The sequence below is a fragment of the Planotetraspora kaengkrachanensis genome, assembly GCF_016862895.1.
GTDB classification, from domain to species: Bacteria; Actinomycetota; Actinomycetes; order Streptosporangiales; family Streptosporangiaceae; genus Planotetraspora; species Planotetraspora kaengkrachanensis.
In genome coordinates this window covers 53,226-66,180 of sequence record NZ_BONV01000049.1, presented here as the reverse complement: position 1 = coordinate 66,180, position 12,955 = coordinate 53,226, and the positions used below count along the sequence as shown (strand labels likewise).

Below are 12,955 nucleotides of genomic sequence, written 5' to 3'. Positions count from 1 at the left end.
ATGTCTACGAACGGCCCGCCGCAGTGCCAGAAATCTAGTCCTCGCGCCCGGCGGAGACCGCGGCGTGGGCGCGGGCCTCGGTCAGGAGATCGCTCCAGAGTCGCGTGTCGGGATCGGTAAGGGCGACCCACTCGCGAAAGACCTTGCCGGCTGGGGCGAAGGGGCGGCCGATGCCGTCTCGAAGGAGTTGGGCGACGCGCTGCTCAGACAGTTTGACGATCAGCGCTTGGTTGCGCCGGTCGACTGAGGCGAAGAAGCGGCCATCGCGGCGCAGACAGGGCAGTCCCATCATGGTCGAGCGGACGATCGCGGGATCCGTGAGCATCGGCTCGGCCAGGTCCCAGAACAGCTCTTCAGCCGACATCGAAGCTCCTTCGGCCAGCGGTGGGCGACACCCCCTTAGATACGTGCTGGAGAGTGAATTCATCGATCCATGTCGGCGCGGGTGGTTAGGCTCGCCGTCGTGAGCACGCTGGAGGACACCGGCGCCGAGCACGCGCGTCTGCTGGCCGCCGCACAGGGCGGTGATCACGCCGCCTTCGAGGCACTGATCGCGCCGCATCGGCGAGCGCTTCACCTGCACTGTTACCGCATGCTGGGTTCGCTCGACCAAGCCGAGGACGCGGTGCAGGAGGCGCTGCTGCGGGCCTGGCGCGGGCTGGGCGGCTATGAGGGCCGGGCACCGCTGTCGCACTGGCTGCACAAGATCGCGACGATGGCGTGCCTGCGGGCCGTCGAGCGCCGCGAGCGCCTCCCGATCACGGTCGCGGAGGTCGCTCACTTGCAGCCCTATCCCGACGCGATGCTCGACGAACTCGATCCCGCCCTGCTCGCCGAGCGGCGCGAGGAGGTCGCGCTGGCGTTCATCGCGGCGTTGCAGCTGCTGCCGCCCACGCAGCGGGCCGTGGTCATCCTGCGCGAGGTGTTGTGCTGGAGCGCCTCCGAGGTCGCCACGCTGCTGGAGCTCAGCGTCCCGGCCGTCAACAGCTCGCTCCAACGCGGCCGGGCCGCTCTGCGCGCACAGACCGGCCGGCCGGAGCGACCCCTGATCGACTACGAGCAGCAGTTGCTACGCAGGTTCGTCCAGTCCTGGCAGCGGCGCGACCTCGACGCTTTGGCCGCCCTCCTGCGCGAGGACGTGATCCTCCGGATGCCGCCGGAGCAGGTCGAGATCATCGGCCGGGCGGCGGCGCTTGAGTTCTTCGCCACGCAGCCCGCCGGCGGGCGGCTGGACCTCATCCGGCTGATCGAGGTCGCGTCCAACGGCCAGCCCGCGCTGGCGGCGTACCTGCCGGACCGCACCGGTGTCTGCCTCGGCTACGGGATCATGGTGATGTCCTTGACCTGCCAGGGGGTGGCGGAGATCGTCGGGTTCCCCGATTCGGGCCTGTTCCGCTGGTTCGACCTGCCACTGGAGACGGGCGAGCGCTGAGCCTGTGCGACTCGCACTGTCTCGTTGTGCCGCGGCGATGAGTAGGGGCGGTGGCCCGGATCTGTCAGGGGTGAACGGTCGCGCCGCGACCCGCATTCAGGAGAACCCCGTGGATCCTCGCACCATCGCCACGCTCTACTACCAGGCTTGGCAGCATCGGGCCGGAGACATGAGTCAGGTGCCGCTCGCCGACGATTTCGCCTTCACCGGCCCCGTTGCCAGCTTCACCGACAGCGCCGGCTATCGCGTCATGGCCCGCCAGGCCGGCGCCGCGGTACGCGATTTCCGGGTCCGGCACCAGTTCACCGACGGCGATCTGGTCTGTTCCATCATCGACTGGGAGATGGACCCGCTGACCGGCACCCTGACCGCCGCCGAACTCCTCCGCATCCGCGACGGAAAGATCATCTCTGGCGAGCTCATTTACGACGCCGAAGACCTGCGCCGCGCCATGGCTACCGTTCGGTCACCTGCCATCGCGACCCTGCTGGAACGCAGTTACACCCATGTCGCCCACGTACTGGGCCTGATCGGCCCACAAGGCTGGACGGCGGCCAGTACCTGCGAGAAATGGAGCGTTCGCCAGACGGCCAACCACCTTGCCGGTGCCCTGGTGCTGCTCACCCGCACTGCCGAAGGCGAACAGGTGGACTCGGCCGAACTCGACGCCCAGCGCCAAGCCGACACCGACCACCTCGGCGCCGACCCCACCAAAGCCTTCCGCGCAATCGCCGACCGGTCGGTGGCGGCCTTCACCGCCCACGACACGCTGGAACGCACTTACGCCTTCATGGGAACCACCGTGCCCGGCTCCGTCCTTGCTTCAATCAGCCTGCACGAGTCGCTGATCCACGGCTGGGACATCGCCACCGGTGCCCACCTGCCCTATCCGGTCGACGACGACATCGTGGACAGGGTGTGGCAGTACGCCGAAGCCGGCGTCACTGACGCCCAGCGTCGCGCCGGCCAGTTCGCCGACGCGATCCCTGTACTGGCCGCGGCCCCGCCGCTGGTCCGGTTGCTGGCCCATGTCGGACGGCACGCACAGCCCTGACGCTCGGTATCGCTATGTGATCTCCAGCGGGGCGGGTTCATGCTGGGAGATCGGCTGCGCCTGGGCCGCCTGGTCACCAACCTTCTGGACAACGCCGATGGGCATGCCGAGGGCATGATCACGATCAAGGTATGACAGGGAGAGCGCGAGGGCCCTCGTTTCCCGCACGGCGTCGCCGTCCTGGAGGTGGTCGACGACGGATCGGGCATCGAGCCGGACAAGCGCGAGTTGGTGTTCCAGCGGTTCGCCCGGCTGGACGCCGCCCGTCGCAGGGACGCCGGGGGCACGGGGTTGGGCCTGCCGATCGCCCGCCAGATCGCCGAGGCGTGCGGAGGTACGCTGCGGATCGAAGACAGTGGCCGCGGCGCCTGCTTCGTCCTACGCCTGCCGCGCTACCACGAGGACCCTCTCGCAAACAGTGACCAGTGCTAGACGTGCGACGAGGTGTTGCTCGCAAGCCTTGGCCAGCCCGCCTCGATCGAATCCCCCAGGGTCCAGAGTGCGACTCCTATCAGCACCAAGTCCTTGAGGAGGAACTCTCCCGGCTGAGCCGACAATACCGGGAATCCGTGGACGAAATCGGCGATCACTCCGGGGGTGGTGAATAGGAAACTGATGGTTCCCAGGAACAGCGCAATCGCGAGGGTGCTTCCCAGAGCGGAGATCCTCGGCCAGAGCGGGTGGATCGCAATGAGGATCGCGGCGATGATTTCCGTGGTGCCCAGCGCGTTCGCGACGTCTTGGAGCTGAGGAACTCGTAAGGCCAGCTCAGTAGTGGGCTGTGTTGGATCAGCACCCTGCTTTCCATCTTGACGTACTTGCCCGCACCGATCCATGCCAGGACGACCACGAGGCCGTATCGGCTCACCAGGTGGCCAACCTCGTGATCCGGCCCCCGTCGAGGGTTGTCTCTGTGGTTCTCGTCATTTGCCGGCCGCTCATTTCCCCTCCATCAGCGGCCGGCCGGAGTACGAACCTGGGCGCCGCAGGCTGAGTCCTCGATGCGCAGAGTTCCCCGGTGGGCGTGGGCGATGTCGCGGGAGACCGCAAGCCGAGTCCGCTGCCGGACGTCGCGGCACGGGCACCACCTGACGGCCGCGTAGCCCTATCCCGCGCAGCCTCGCGCTCGCGCCTGATCGCCGCACGGCGATATTGGACGATTCGGTCCACTTAAGCTATGTTTGTCGAAGTTTGTCAAGTCGGGATGTCAAGCACGAGGAGCTGCTGAAGCACGCGGCGAGGGGGCGGTTGAAATGTCCACTGCTTACGACGTCAGAGACGAGCTGTTTCGAGCGTTCAACGACCACGACCTGGGTCAGCTGAGCCAGTACTACAGTCCAAGCGCCGTCCTGGTCGGCCCAGAAGGCGTGGCGGAAGGACTAGAGCAGATCGTCACCGTCTACGAACACCTGCTCACGGCACTCCCCGACGCCCGCCTGACACCCTGGTACAAGGCGACTTTCAGCGATCCCGCGGTCACCGAATGGATGCTCACCGGCACCCATATGGGGCCCCTACTTCTCCCCTGTGGGCGTTACCTGGAAGGGTCCCGCCGTCATATCGCCGTCCGCGGTTGCTGCGTGGCTCACGTCGAGGACGACAAGGTCATCACGCACCAGCAGTATTACGATCAGCTGGAGTTATGCAGCCAGGTTGGCTTCCCGCGCGTATCGAAGTGATCTACGCGGGAAAAGCCAGACCGCCAGGCTCCACATCCTTCCGGTCGACCCCAAGGGGTTGCCATTCAAACCAGACGGAACAGGCGTTGAGGAGCTGACGGAGAACATTGAGAGGTGTATGGCCTGGTCAGGGCCGGGCCGGAGTGGCTCATGCGGGTCATCAGCTGCTTAAGGGGCGCCGTTGTCGCCGCGAGTGTGTTATCTGGTTCATGCTCGTACCCGGATGATGAGTAGACGCCACCGCTGGATCATTCAGGTGTGCTGGAACTGAAGATCATGCGGTGGCCGCTATGGCCGGAATGACGATTCTGGGCCAAAGTACTCTGTTGTTGATCTAGAACGTGGTGGCGACGTCAGGACGGGGGCGACGATGAGCGCCGATGACCGGATCGAACGGGCCAGGACGCTCTATGAACAGGCAGTGTTCGGCGGCGACTCCAGCGTGCTGACCAACGCAGAACGGGGCCTGGACGCGGTGGAGGCCGATGTCGCGTTGGCCCGTGGGCGGATCCTGCATGCGCGGTTTCTCAACGAGCGCGTCGGCGTCGGCTCGTCACCCGTCGAGGACCCGGCTGAACTGCCGCTGTTCGAGCGCGCGATCGAGCTGTACCGGGCGCTGGGCGACGCGCGCGGCGAGGCCGAGGCATTGTTCTGGATCGGCTGCCTCCATCAGGTCATCCGGCGTGACAACGAGACCGCGGTTCCGGAACTGGAGCAGTCCTGTCGGCTGGCGGCGTAGGTCGGCGACAAGCCGACCCGGTCCGAGGCCCTGCGGCACTTGGGCATCGCAGCACACATGGCCGGTCGGCTGGATGAAGCGCGCGAGCGACTGGAGGAGTCCTCACGGCTGCGCCGTGAGGTCGGGGCCCTGCCGGGTGTGGCCGCCAACATGGTCGGGCTGGCCTACATCGCCGCTGCCCAGGACCGCCGGGCGGACGCGCTCGCGACACTCGACGAGGCGCACGCCATCGCACAGGCGCACGGCGCCCATGCCATCGTGCGGCAAATCGAGCAGGCGAGAACGGAGATCTGAGCGCGCGATCACGCCAGGCGCCTCGATCACCAAGGCGAGCCGATCCTGGCCGTCGATGTAGGACGTATCCAAGTCGCTATATCGCTTAGCTGTCATCGGCCCAGTTCGAGACAACCATGAGCATGCGCGATGCGACGTACTCCGTGGTTTCGCCCATGCCTCCGGCTGCGACTGCAGTGATCCGTTCGGCGCTTGTCGGCCAGTCGGCCAGGGCGGAAGACCCGCCCGCGGTGGCCCACGTCAGGCTGGAACAGACCATGTCACGGCATCCGACAGGGCCGGCGGGTCGGTCACCCAGACGATCGAGCGGGCCGTCCAGCCGTAGCGCGCGTGGTTCTGATGGCTCGAGGAGGAGTTCCCGACCCTGCCGTGGCCACCGCGCCCGCGCTGCAGCGAGCCGATCGTCGTCGAGGCCAAACTCGCCGAGCGGCCGGGCAAGCTCGTGCCTTGCCCAGTCGACGACATCCTGCCGCTGCCCGCGATGTGGCCCGTACGGCTGTCGCCGACAGCTGGCACGAGCTCGCGCTCTTTCCATCACGCTGACCGCCGCTGAACGGCGGCGTCCACGTTCGCTCCACGTAACAAGACCACGCACCCTCGCCTAGGCCATCGACGTTCATTCGCCCCAGAACACGTGGGTGACAGCGGAGATCGCGACATACCTCCGAACCTATTCACTCGGCAGCAGGTACCGCCACGACAGCACGAACACGCCCGACTGCGTCTTGAAGATCGGGAGCCCGCCGTCCGGGATCGGCGGCGCGGCCTTGACCAGCGCCGGGACTTCCGCGCCCGATAGGTCCTTCTGCCACACGGGGTCGACCTGCCCCGACGGCTCCGGCACGCCCGCCGGCCAGGGCGTCTTCTTGCCCTCGGCGGTCGGCACCGACTCGGCGGCCAGGCGGACTCGGTCGGCGGTGTACTTCTCGTTCTTCTTGGTCGCCTTGACCGCCAGATCGTCGAGCAGATTCTTGGCGTCGACGAGTCCATGGGGGTAGAAGTCGGCAACCTGTTCGAGTGCCTCGGCGCGGACCTCGATCATCTTGCCGTCGTCACCGGCCACGCTCAGCACGGTCGCCGGGATGTCGGTCACCATCGGCGCGCCCGGCTTCGGCGAAGCGGTGGGCGGCTGGCCGGTCAGAAACTTCTTCATCGCGTCGACGGTCTGCGTGACCTCGGCCTTGGTGATGGTCATCTGGTACGCCGCGTCGGCGATCACCAAGCCGTCGCTGTACACGACGACCCGCGGGGCACGCAGCACGTTCATGCTGGCGGTGACGAACCCGCCTTCCGCCCGGAGGACCGCGACCGGCGTGGCCGCGGCGTTCCGCTCCGGTTCAGCCGTCGTCGCGGTCGCCTCGCCGCGGCCACAGGCCGTGGCCAGTGACAACAGGGCCACCAGCAGGGTGGTTCTCAGTCTCATGCCCCAGAGACGTAGGGCCGGTCGCGATGGTTCAGGAAGGGGCTGACGTCGCAGGATTCAGGTCTGATCACGGACACGGCCCGGGCGTGGCCCGAGCCGATAAAGCGCAGGAATCCGATGTGCCATGCGAGCAGGATAGGCAACCAAGACGCGATGGGGGCCTGCGGGAAGCCTGGAAGTCGCGGGAGCCGGCCTGATATCGCTCACGCAGTTTGCATTGCTTTGACGCCCTATTTCTTACCCTTCGGGGTATGGGCAGTCACTTGGGTGAGTTTCTTCGCGCTCGGCGCCAACTCACGACTCCTGACCAGGTGGGGTTGATGCAGGTCGACGACCGGCGCCGAACACCAGGGTTGCGCCGACATGAGGTTGCGATCATGGCGGCCGTGAGTGTCGACTACTACGTCAGGCTCGAACAGGGCCGGGAGCTTCGGCCGTCGAGTCAGGTGCTTGACGCGCTGGCTAAGGTCTTTCAACTGGATCCCGAGGCTACTGAGCATCTTCACCATCTCGCGCACATGGGAACAGGTGGGCGCGGATGTCCTGAGCCGACAGAGCGGGTTCATCCGAACGTGTTGCGACTCCTGAACAGCTGGGGCGATAAACCGGCTTTGGTGATGAATCACCTCATGGATGTTCTCGCTCAGAACTCGTTGTACGCCGCCCTCCACGAGGGTTTGGAGCACACCGACAACATCATGCGCCTTGCCTTCCTCGACCCTGCAGTGCGTGAGTTATGGGTCGACTGGGAAGCACAAGCCAGACTCAGGGTGGCTCATCTGCGCGCCGCGTCAGGAGCGAACTGCCCAGAATTACTCGATCTGGTGGACGAACTAGCGGGTGTAAGTGAGGACTTTCGGCGAATGTGGGCCCATTGCGACGTCCATACGGATGGTGATGATTCCATACGTGTCCACCATCCCACGGTGGGAGATCTGACCCTGCGCTATCAGGGGTTAAGCCTCGAATGCGCTCCCGGCCAGAGACTTGTCGTGTTCCAAGCCGATCCTGACAGCCCGTCGGAACGGGCGCTGGGCAGGCTGCGTTACGCGATGCCGGGTGACGGGTCCAGTGAGCGGATCGCCTGCGGTGCTACTTCGCGGCCCCCAAGGGTTAGCTGGAAGTCGGCACCGGCCTGGACGAGGACGTAGATCACGATGATGACGACCGCGATCACGCCACCCTGGCGAACACGGCCATTGGGCCTGGGATTCGGGCAACTAACAAAGGAACCTCCAAGGTTCAACGCGAAATGACCGCCGAACCTGCTGCAGGAGAGCTGTGAACAGGGCTCCGAGGTCGCCGCAGAGGACCTCGCCCTCGAGGTGGTCGCAGCGCTGCAGGGCGGATATCTGCTCGCCGAGACCAGGCAGGACGAACAGCCCTTCGTGCTCGCCCTCGACATGGCGCTGGGCTGGGTCGAGGCTCACGCGATGGCGGACCGCTAGAAACGATCAGCGACAGGTCGTCCGGGTCAAGGGAATCCCGATGTCTTCGCGGCGCGATGAGATCGACCCGATCTCTCGACGGCCGCGTTATGACGGCCCACGTCCAGCCTGCCGGGGCAGTCAGTCGACCAGCGGGTGATCCCCCATCTCCTGCTCGCGGTGCTCTGGAGTCGGGTGCCCGAGGCGACCCTGTCTCACGAGACCGCACGGGACGCCTACGGCATCAGCGACGTCAACCCCAACCGCATCCGGGTCACCGTCGGCAGGCAGCGACGGTTCCGACGTACTGGCGGCGACGACTATGTCATCCACTACGAAGACCTCGAACCAGCCCAGATCGGATGGTGCAGGAGATCCCAACCGTCACCCCGCCACGGCGATCACCCAGTGCCTCGCCTACGGCACCCCGACCTGCCTGCTGCGCCAGGCCATCGAGCGCGGCCACGCACAGGGCTAACTGAAGACCGCCGAGCACTCGGCGCTCTTCGACCGCACAGGTCTGAGACGGCCCCGTTGGACTCGCCGTCTTGGGCCGCCCATTACGTCAGGGCCGCTCGCACGCACTGACGCAGCTGGGGGAGGACCTCTGCCTCATACCAGGGGTTCTTCGCCAGCCATCGAAAGTTGAGCGGGGACGGATGCACCAACGGCAGGACTGCCGGGAGATAGTCCGCGAACCGTCGAACTGTCGCCGTGAGCGACTCGCGAGTGCCTAGGTAGTGCTGTTGCGCATAGCTGCCGATGAGCAGTGTCAGCTGAATGTGGGGCATCGCCTGGAGGATCCGCGGGTGCCATCGGGCTGCGAAGCCTTGGCGGGGAGGAAGGTCACCGTGTGGCCCCTTGCCGGGGTAGTAGAAGTCCATCGGCACGAGAGCGAAGCGTGATGGGTCGCGGAACGTTGACTCGTCGACTCCGAGCCAGTCGATGAGACGGGCTCCACTTGCGTCGTTCCACGGGATGCCCGACTCCTGTGCCTTGCGTCCGGGCGCCTGTCCCACAATCGCTATGCGCGCCGCGGCGTCGGCAACGTATATCGGCTGGTAGTTCGCCGCTGCAGCCCAGGCATTGTCGGGATCCGCGGTGATCTCGGAGCGAAGACGCTCAAGGTCCGATGCTGTTCCCGACATGTTCCTCCTCGGGTCGGATGGTGCTTTGCTCGCTCAGACGATCTGCATCTGGAGAGCAAGGCCGGGTGCGTGTGGCTGCGCTTCTGACGGGAGGGGGCCGCCCCCGGCGTCGCCGCCAGATGGGCTCTCACCGGGGCACACCCTGCGCCGTTGACTCGGCACCATGCAGGTACTCGTCGAGACGGCCACGGACGCGTGCCAAGGCGGCCGTTGCCGAAAGCTCGTCGAGTCCGAGTGCCTGCGCGGACCCGGCCAGAGCGTAGCCCTGTAGATCGACGAGCGCGAGAAGCTCGCCGAGTGGCTCGGGCAGTTCGCCGAGTGCCTTGTCGAGCAGGTCGTATACCTCTCCGGTCTCGTCGACTTCCTCCGGGCCCAGGATCTGTGCGCCGCCGCCCCACTGGTTCGGGCTGTCGACCCACCCGTCGATCCTGTCTTCGCCTGGGTAGAGATCTGGGTAGAAGAGCTCGGGCTCATCGGCGTTTGCGGGGTCAAGCAGTTCGGCACGTGTGAGGAGAGCACTTCGCAAGGCTTCAGCGCCCGTCGCCGGGGACTCTTCTGCCACCGGCATCGCGTCGTCGGCCAGGTCGTTCTGGACGCCGCCACGACCAGAGTGCCGTTTAAGGAGCTCGCGGGTCGTGTCGATCTGTGAGACATACGACGCGCAGTCCCGGCAGTTAGCCAGATGGGCGGCCAACGAATCCTGAAGGTGTTCAGGTGCCAGTCCGAGATCGCCGCCGAATCGCACCACGTCGGAACATCTGCCATCAGCCATGGAGGTCACCTTCCCGGTTCGCCTGGTCGCACCAGAAAAGGTCGGTCAGGGCGTTGATCGACGGCCCGTTCCTCTCGGCCACCTCGGCGGAGTCTGGTCTATATAGTCCAAGGTCCGCAATTCCAGCACGCTCGCGCGGTGCGCGCGACGGGCTGGTGTGCTTTGACACCGATTACAGCGGAACCCTAAGTTGGACGAAATGGTCCACCGCACGGTCGCTGCCGCCATCGACCCGACCGTGAGAGGAGACGCCCACCACTAGAGACCGCTGGGTCTGGAAGAGAGCGCAGGGTGACAATCTCGCGTGGCTTCTTCGGCCATCACGACCCGCGTGCCGTCGATCTGCCGCCCGGCCAGCATCTGACCCACGGATTCCCCGTGCTGACGGCTGGGCCGACGCAGCTGATCTCGACGGAGAAATGGAGCTTCACAATCACGCCTGAGAGCGGCAAGCCGAGGCGGTGGAGTTGGGACGAGATGATGGCGTTGCCCTCCGAGGAGATCAACGTCGATATCCACTGCGTGACCCGGTGGACGAAACTCGGGACCCAGTGGCGGGGCATCGCGCTCGACACCTTCTTCGAGGACATCGAGACCTACGACGAATACGCGATGGTGCATTCGTACGGGGGCTACACCACGAATCTCCCGTTGGAGGACCTGGTCGGGGGCAAGGCCTGGATCGTGTACGAGTACGAGGGAGAGCCGCTTCACGTCGAGCACGGTGGTCCGGCCAGGCTACTGGTGCCGCATCTCTACTTCTGGAAGTCCGCGAAGTGGGTGAACGGCATCACGATGCAGCGCTTCGACGAGCCGGGCTTCTGGGAAAGCTTCGGCTATCACAACTACGGGGACCCGTGGCGCGAGGAGCGGCACGCCGGTGACTGACACAAACACGACCGAGGGACCGGCCGACAGCTCAGTAGAAGCCACTCCGCCAGCAGGGAATCACTGGCGCAAGGCAACGCTCGTCGGTCTGCACTCGCAGTCCTGGCATTCCCGGACACTTGCTCTACGCGTCCCCGGCTGGACGGGACATCTGCCCGGTCAGCACGTAGACGTACGTCTCACAGCCGCGGACGGCTACTCGGCCCAACGGAGCTACTCGTTGGCTGAGCCTGCCACGCCCGACTGCGTCGCGGTCACCGTCGACCTCCTACCCCACGGCGAGGTCTCGCCGTACCTGGTGGAGATCATGGAGATCGGTGACGAGCTCGACGTGCGCGGGCCCATCGGTGGATGGTTCGTCTGGGAGCCGGGTGACCCATCCATCGGGGACGGCCCGGTACTCCTGATCGCCGGCGGATCAGGGGTGGTGCCGCTGGTCACCATGCTGCGAGCCCGGAAGCGAGCGGGGGACTCGACGCCGACGATGCTCGTGTATTCGCTTCGCGGGCCTCGCGACCTCATGTACGGGCCTGAACTGGAAGAGATGTCGGCCGATCTGTTCGCGCCAGGGTCCGCCGAAGTGCGCCTCGTCTACACGCGCAAGGTCCCCGACGGGCACCCCCGCCCCGCCTCACACCTCGCGGTCGAGGACATCCAACCTCCGTCCGCGTGGCGGAAGCCTTTGGCGGCCCGGGTCTACGTGTGCGGCTCATCTGGCTTCGTTGACCACGCCACACGCCTGCTCCGCGAGGCGGGATACCCCGACGATCGCATACGCACGGAACGATTTGGACCAACAGGAGTTGATCGATGACCTCGGATCTCTCGTTCCCGGCCGCGCCCGACGGCGGCGCCGAGTCAGGCGCGGTTTTGGACGGCAACGCCGCTGCCGGCGAGTTTGCCGGGATCCTCGCAAGCGACCCGACCACCGTCACTGTCCGCTGCGGTAGCTGCGGCGTCGCACAAGCATTTGGACAGCTGCAGGCCTACATGGGCGGACCGGGAACTGTGCTGCGCTGTCGCGAGTGTGAGGCGATGGTCGCCCGAGTGGCCCGGACACCACGGGGCACGTGGCTCGACATCTCGGGCTCCAGCTCGTGGTTGCTTCTGCCCACCCCAGGTCCCGCCTAACCGCGACCGCCGGCTGGCCAACGCGATCCGACCATCCAACGACAGATGCGACAGACGAACTTCCAAGATCTCGCCCAGGGGACCTCGCGCCGCCTGCGAAGGCCGCGATCTTCTTGACCGTGACGGTCAACGGTGGCTGCGAAGAAGAACGCCACGGGTCGAAAGACCGTCCAAGCCCGCAGTACCACTAGGCGTGTGACGCGGATCCCGGTGCCACCCTCGAACGGCAGGTGTCGTCTCGGTGAGACCCGGCCGGGTCGAGGTTCTGCGCACCGCAGATTTCCAAGGCCAAAACGGAGGCGAGACCAAGATGGAAACTCAGGCGATCACGGTGACCGACGACTCGTTCGAGACGTTGGTGCTGGCGGCAGATTCCCCTGTCGTCGTCGACTTCTGGGCTGTGTGGTGCGGTCCGTGCCGGATGGTCTCGCCGATTCTCGATGAGATCGCCGCGGAGCATGCGGACAAGCTCACTGTCGCCAAGCTCAACGTCGACGAGAACCCCAAGACCGCGGCACGCTACAAGCGTCATGGCCATCCCAACCATCGCCGTATTCCACAATGGCAGCCTCGCGAAGACAATCGTCGGCGCCCACCCAAAGGCCGAGCTCGAGCGTCAGCTCGCCGACTACATCAGCGGCTCCTAGATGTACTTGGCCAGCGGGTTGGTGACACGTCGTAGTTGATGGTTGATCAATAAGAAGCCCTCCAAGGAACTGGGCATCTCCCGTCAATGCGCGCACCGGTGGGTGCGCCGTTATGACGAGCAAGGCTGGCCGGGTCTGCGCGAGCGTTCCTCACGCCCGCATCGGGTGGCCAACCGCACTCCCGCCCTGGTTGAGGCCCGTGTGCCGGCCTCGACCTGCGTGGTAAGACGTCGAGATCGGGAGGCACCAACACCGGTGAACCGAAAATGTCATACCGGCGAGGATTGGATACAGGGAGGTGCTGAATGAAGGCGATTGTGG

Annotated in this window: 17 protein-coding genes and 1 pseudogene; 13 read left to right on the top strand and 5 right to left on the bottom strand. The window is 65.8% G+C overall.

Going from position 1 to position 12,955, the window contains the following annotated elements; all coding sequences use genetic code 11:
- Positions 1 to 34: 34 nt before the first annotated feature.
- On the bottom strand, positions 35 to 364 hold the full coding sequence (locus Pka01_RS36500; RefSeq protein ID WP_203887560.1) for a hypothetical protein: 330 nt from the start codon (positions 362 to 364) through the stop codon (positions 35 to 37).
- Positions 365 to 463: 99 nt separating this feature from the next.
- On the opposite strand from Pka01_RS36500, the gene Pka01_RS36495 reads away from it, so the two are divergent.
- From Pka01_RS36495 to Pka01_RS41040, 3 genes are all read left to right on the top strand, one after another.
- The gene (locus tag Pka01_RS36495; RefSeq protein ID WP_203887559.1) at positions 464 to 1,432 is read left to right on the top strand and encodes an RNA polymerase subunit sigma-70; all 969 of its coding nucleotides are present in this window, start codon (positions 464 to 466) and stop codon (positions 1,430 to 1,432) included.
- Positions 1,433 to 1,541: 109 nt separating this feature from the next.
- The gene (locus Pka01_RS36490; RefSeq protein WP_203887558.1) at positions 1,542 to 2,486 is read left to right on the top strand and encodes a TIGR03086 family metal-binding protein; all 945 of its coding nucleotides are present in this window, start codon (positions 1,542 to 1,544) and stop codon (positions 2,484 to 2,486) included.
- A gap of 180 nt (positions 2,487 to 2,666) precedes the next feature.
- A complete protein-coding gene (locus Pka01_RS41040) occupies positions 2,667 to 2,918 on the top strand; it encodes an ATP-binding protein (RefSeq protein ID WP_345338220.1) in 252 nt (83 codons plus the stop codon).
- Here the strand turns inward: Pka01_RS41040 and Pka01_RS36480 are convergent.
- The gene (locus tag Pka01_RS36480) at positions 2,915 to 3,322 is read right to left on the bottom strand and encodes a DUF417 family protein (RefSeq protein ID WP_203887557.1); all 408 of its coding nucleotides are present in this window, start codon (positions 3,320 to 3,322) and stop codon (positions 2,915 to 2,917) included. The genes Pka01_RS41040 and Pka01_RS36480 overlap by 4 nt on opposite strands.
- 417 nt (positions 3,323 to 3,739) lie before the next feature.
- On the opposite strand from Pka01_RS36480, the gene Pka01_RS36475 reads away from it, so the two are divergent.
- The 3 genes from Pka01_RS36475 to Pka01_RS36465 all read left to right on the top strand — a co-directional run bounded on the left by Pka01_RS36475 (position 3,740) and on the right by Pka01_RS36465 (position 5,198).
- Positions 3,740 to 4,165 carry an ester cyclase gene (locus Pka01_RS36475; protein WP_203887556.1) on the top strand — a complete coding sequence of 142 codons (426 nt, stop codon included), beginning with the start codon at positions 3,740 to 3,742 and terminating at the stop codon, positions 4,163 to 4,165.
- A gap of 370 nt (positions 4,166 to 4,535) precedes the next feature.
- Positions 4,536 to 4,904, top strand: a complete 369-nt coding sequence (locus Pka01_RS36470; RefSeq protein ID WP_203887555.1) for a hypothetical protein — start codon at positions 4,536 to 4,538, stop codon at positions 4,902 to 4,904.
- Positions 4,905 to 4,961: 57 nt separating this feature from the next.
- The gene (locus tag Pka01_RS36465; RefSeq protein WP_239115983.1) at positions 4,962 to 5,198 is read left to right on the top strand and encodes a tetratricopeptide repeat protein; all 237 of its coding nucleotides are present in this window, start codon (positions 4,962 to 4,964) and stop codon (positions 5,196 to 5,198) included.
- 670 nt (positions 5,199 to 5,868) lie between these two features.
- Here Pka01_RS36465 and Pka01_RS36460 read toward each other — a convergent pair.
- Entirely contained in the window at positions 5,869 to 6,621 is a 753-nt protein-coding gene (locus Pka01_RS36460; protein ID WP_203887553.1) for a hypothetical protein, read from the bottom strand.
- 251 nt (positions 6,622 to 6,872) lie between these two features.
- Here Pka01_RS36460 and Pka01_RS36455 point away from each other — a divergent pair, with 251 nt between their 5' ends.
- Both Pka01_RS36455 and Pka01_RS41415 read left to right on the top strand, forming a co-directional pair.
- On the top strand, positions 6,873 to 7,772 hold the full coding sequence (locus Pka01_RS36455; RefSeq protein WP_203887552.1) for a helix-turn-helix transcriptional regulator: 900 nt from the start codon (positions 6,873 to 6,875) through the stop codon (positions 7,770 to 7,772).
- Positions 7,773 to 7,946: 174 nt separating this feature from the next.
- Positions 7,947 to 8,069, top strand: a complete 123-nt coding sequence (locus Pka01_RS41415) for a hypothetical protein (protein ID WP_275414535.1) — start codon at positions 7,947 to 7,949, stop codon at positions 8,067 to 8,069.
- 539 nt (positions 8,070 to 8,608) lie between these two features.
- Here Pka01_RS41415 and Pka01_RS36450 read toward each other — a convergent pair.
- Both Pka01_RS36450 and Pka01_RS36445 read right to left on the bottom strand, forming a co-directional pair.
- On the bottom strand, positions 8,609 to 9,196 hold the full coding sequence (locus Pka01_RS36450; RefSeq protein WP_203887551.1) for a uracil-DNA glycosylase family protein: 588 nt from the start codon (positions 9,194 to 9,196) through the stop codon (positions 8,609 to 8,611).
- 127 nt (positions 9,197 to 9,323) lie between these two features.
- Complete coding sequence (locus Pka01_RS36445; protein ID WP_203887550.1) at positions 9,324 to 9,968, bottom strand: RNA polymerase sigma factor; 645 nt, start codon at positions 9,966 to 9,968, stop codon at positions 9,324 to 9,326.
- A gap of 291 nt (positions 9,969 to 10,259) precedes the next feature.
- Here Pka01_RS36445 and Pka01_RS36440 point away from each other — a divergent pair, with 291 nt between their 5' ends.
- The 5 genes and pseudogenes from Pka01_RS36440 to Pka01_RS41035 form a co-directional block, all read left to right on the top strand.
- On the top strand, positions 10,260 to 10,856 hold the full coding sequence (locus Pka01_RS36440; protein ID WP_203887549.1) for a sulfite oxidase-like oxidoreductase: 597 nt from the start codon (positions 10,260 to 10,262) through the stop codon (positions 10,854 to 10,856).
- Complete coding sequence (locus Pka01_RS36435) at positions 10,849 to 11,670, top strand: FAD-binding oxidoreductase (RefSeq protein WP_203887548.1); 822 nt, start codon at positions 10,849 to 10,851, stop codon at positions 11,668 to 11,670. Before Pka01_RS36440 ends, Pka01_RS36435 begins: the two co-directional genes overlap by 8 nt.
- On the top strand, positions 11,667 to 11,987 hold the full coding sequence (locus Pka01_RS41695) for a DUF6510 family protein (protein WP_373318231.1): 321 nt from the start codon (positions 11,667 to 11,669) through the stop codon (positions 11,985 to 11,987). The genes Pka01_RS36435 and Pka01_RS41695 overlap by 4 nt, the downstream gene beginning before the upstream one ends.
- A 241-nt stretch (positions 11,988 to 12,228) precedes the next feature.
- The gene (locus Pka01_RS36430) at positions 12,229 to 12,669 is read left to right on the top strand and encodes a thioredoxin family protein (RefSeq protein WP_425571058.1); all 441 of its coding nucleotides are present in this window, start codon (positions 12,229 to 12,231) and stop codon (positions 12,667 to 12,669) included.
- 25 nt (positions 12,670 to 12,694) lie between these two features.
- Positions 12,695 to 12,835 (top strand): annotated as a pseudogene (locus tag Pka01_RS41035) (helix-turn-helix domain-containing protein); the annotation flags it as partial.
- Between the last annotated feature and the right edge of the window lie 120 nt (positions 12,836 to 12,955).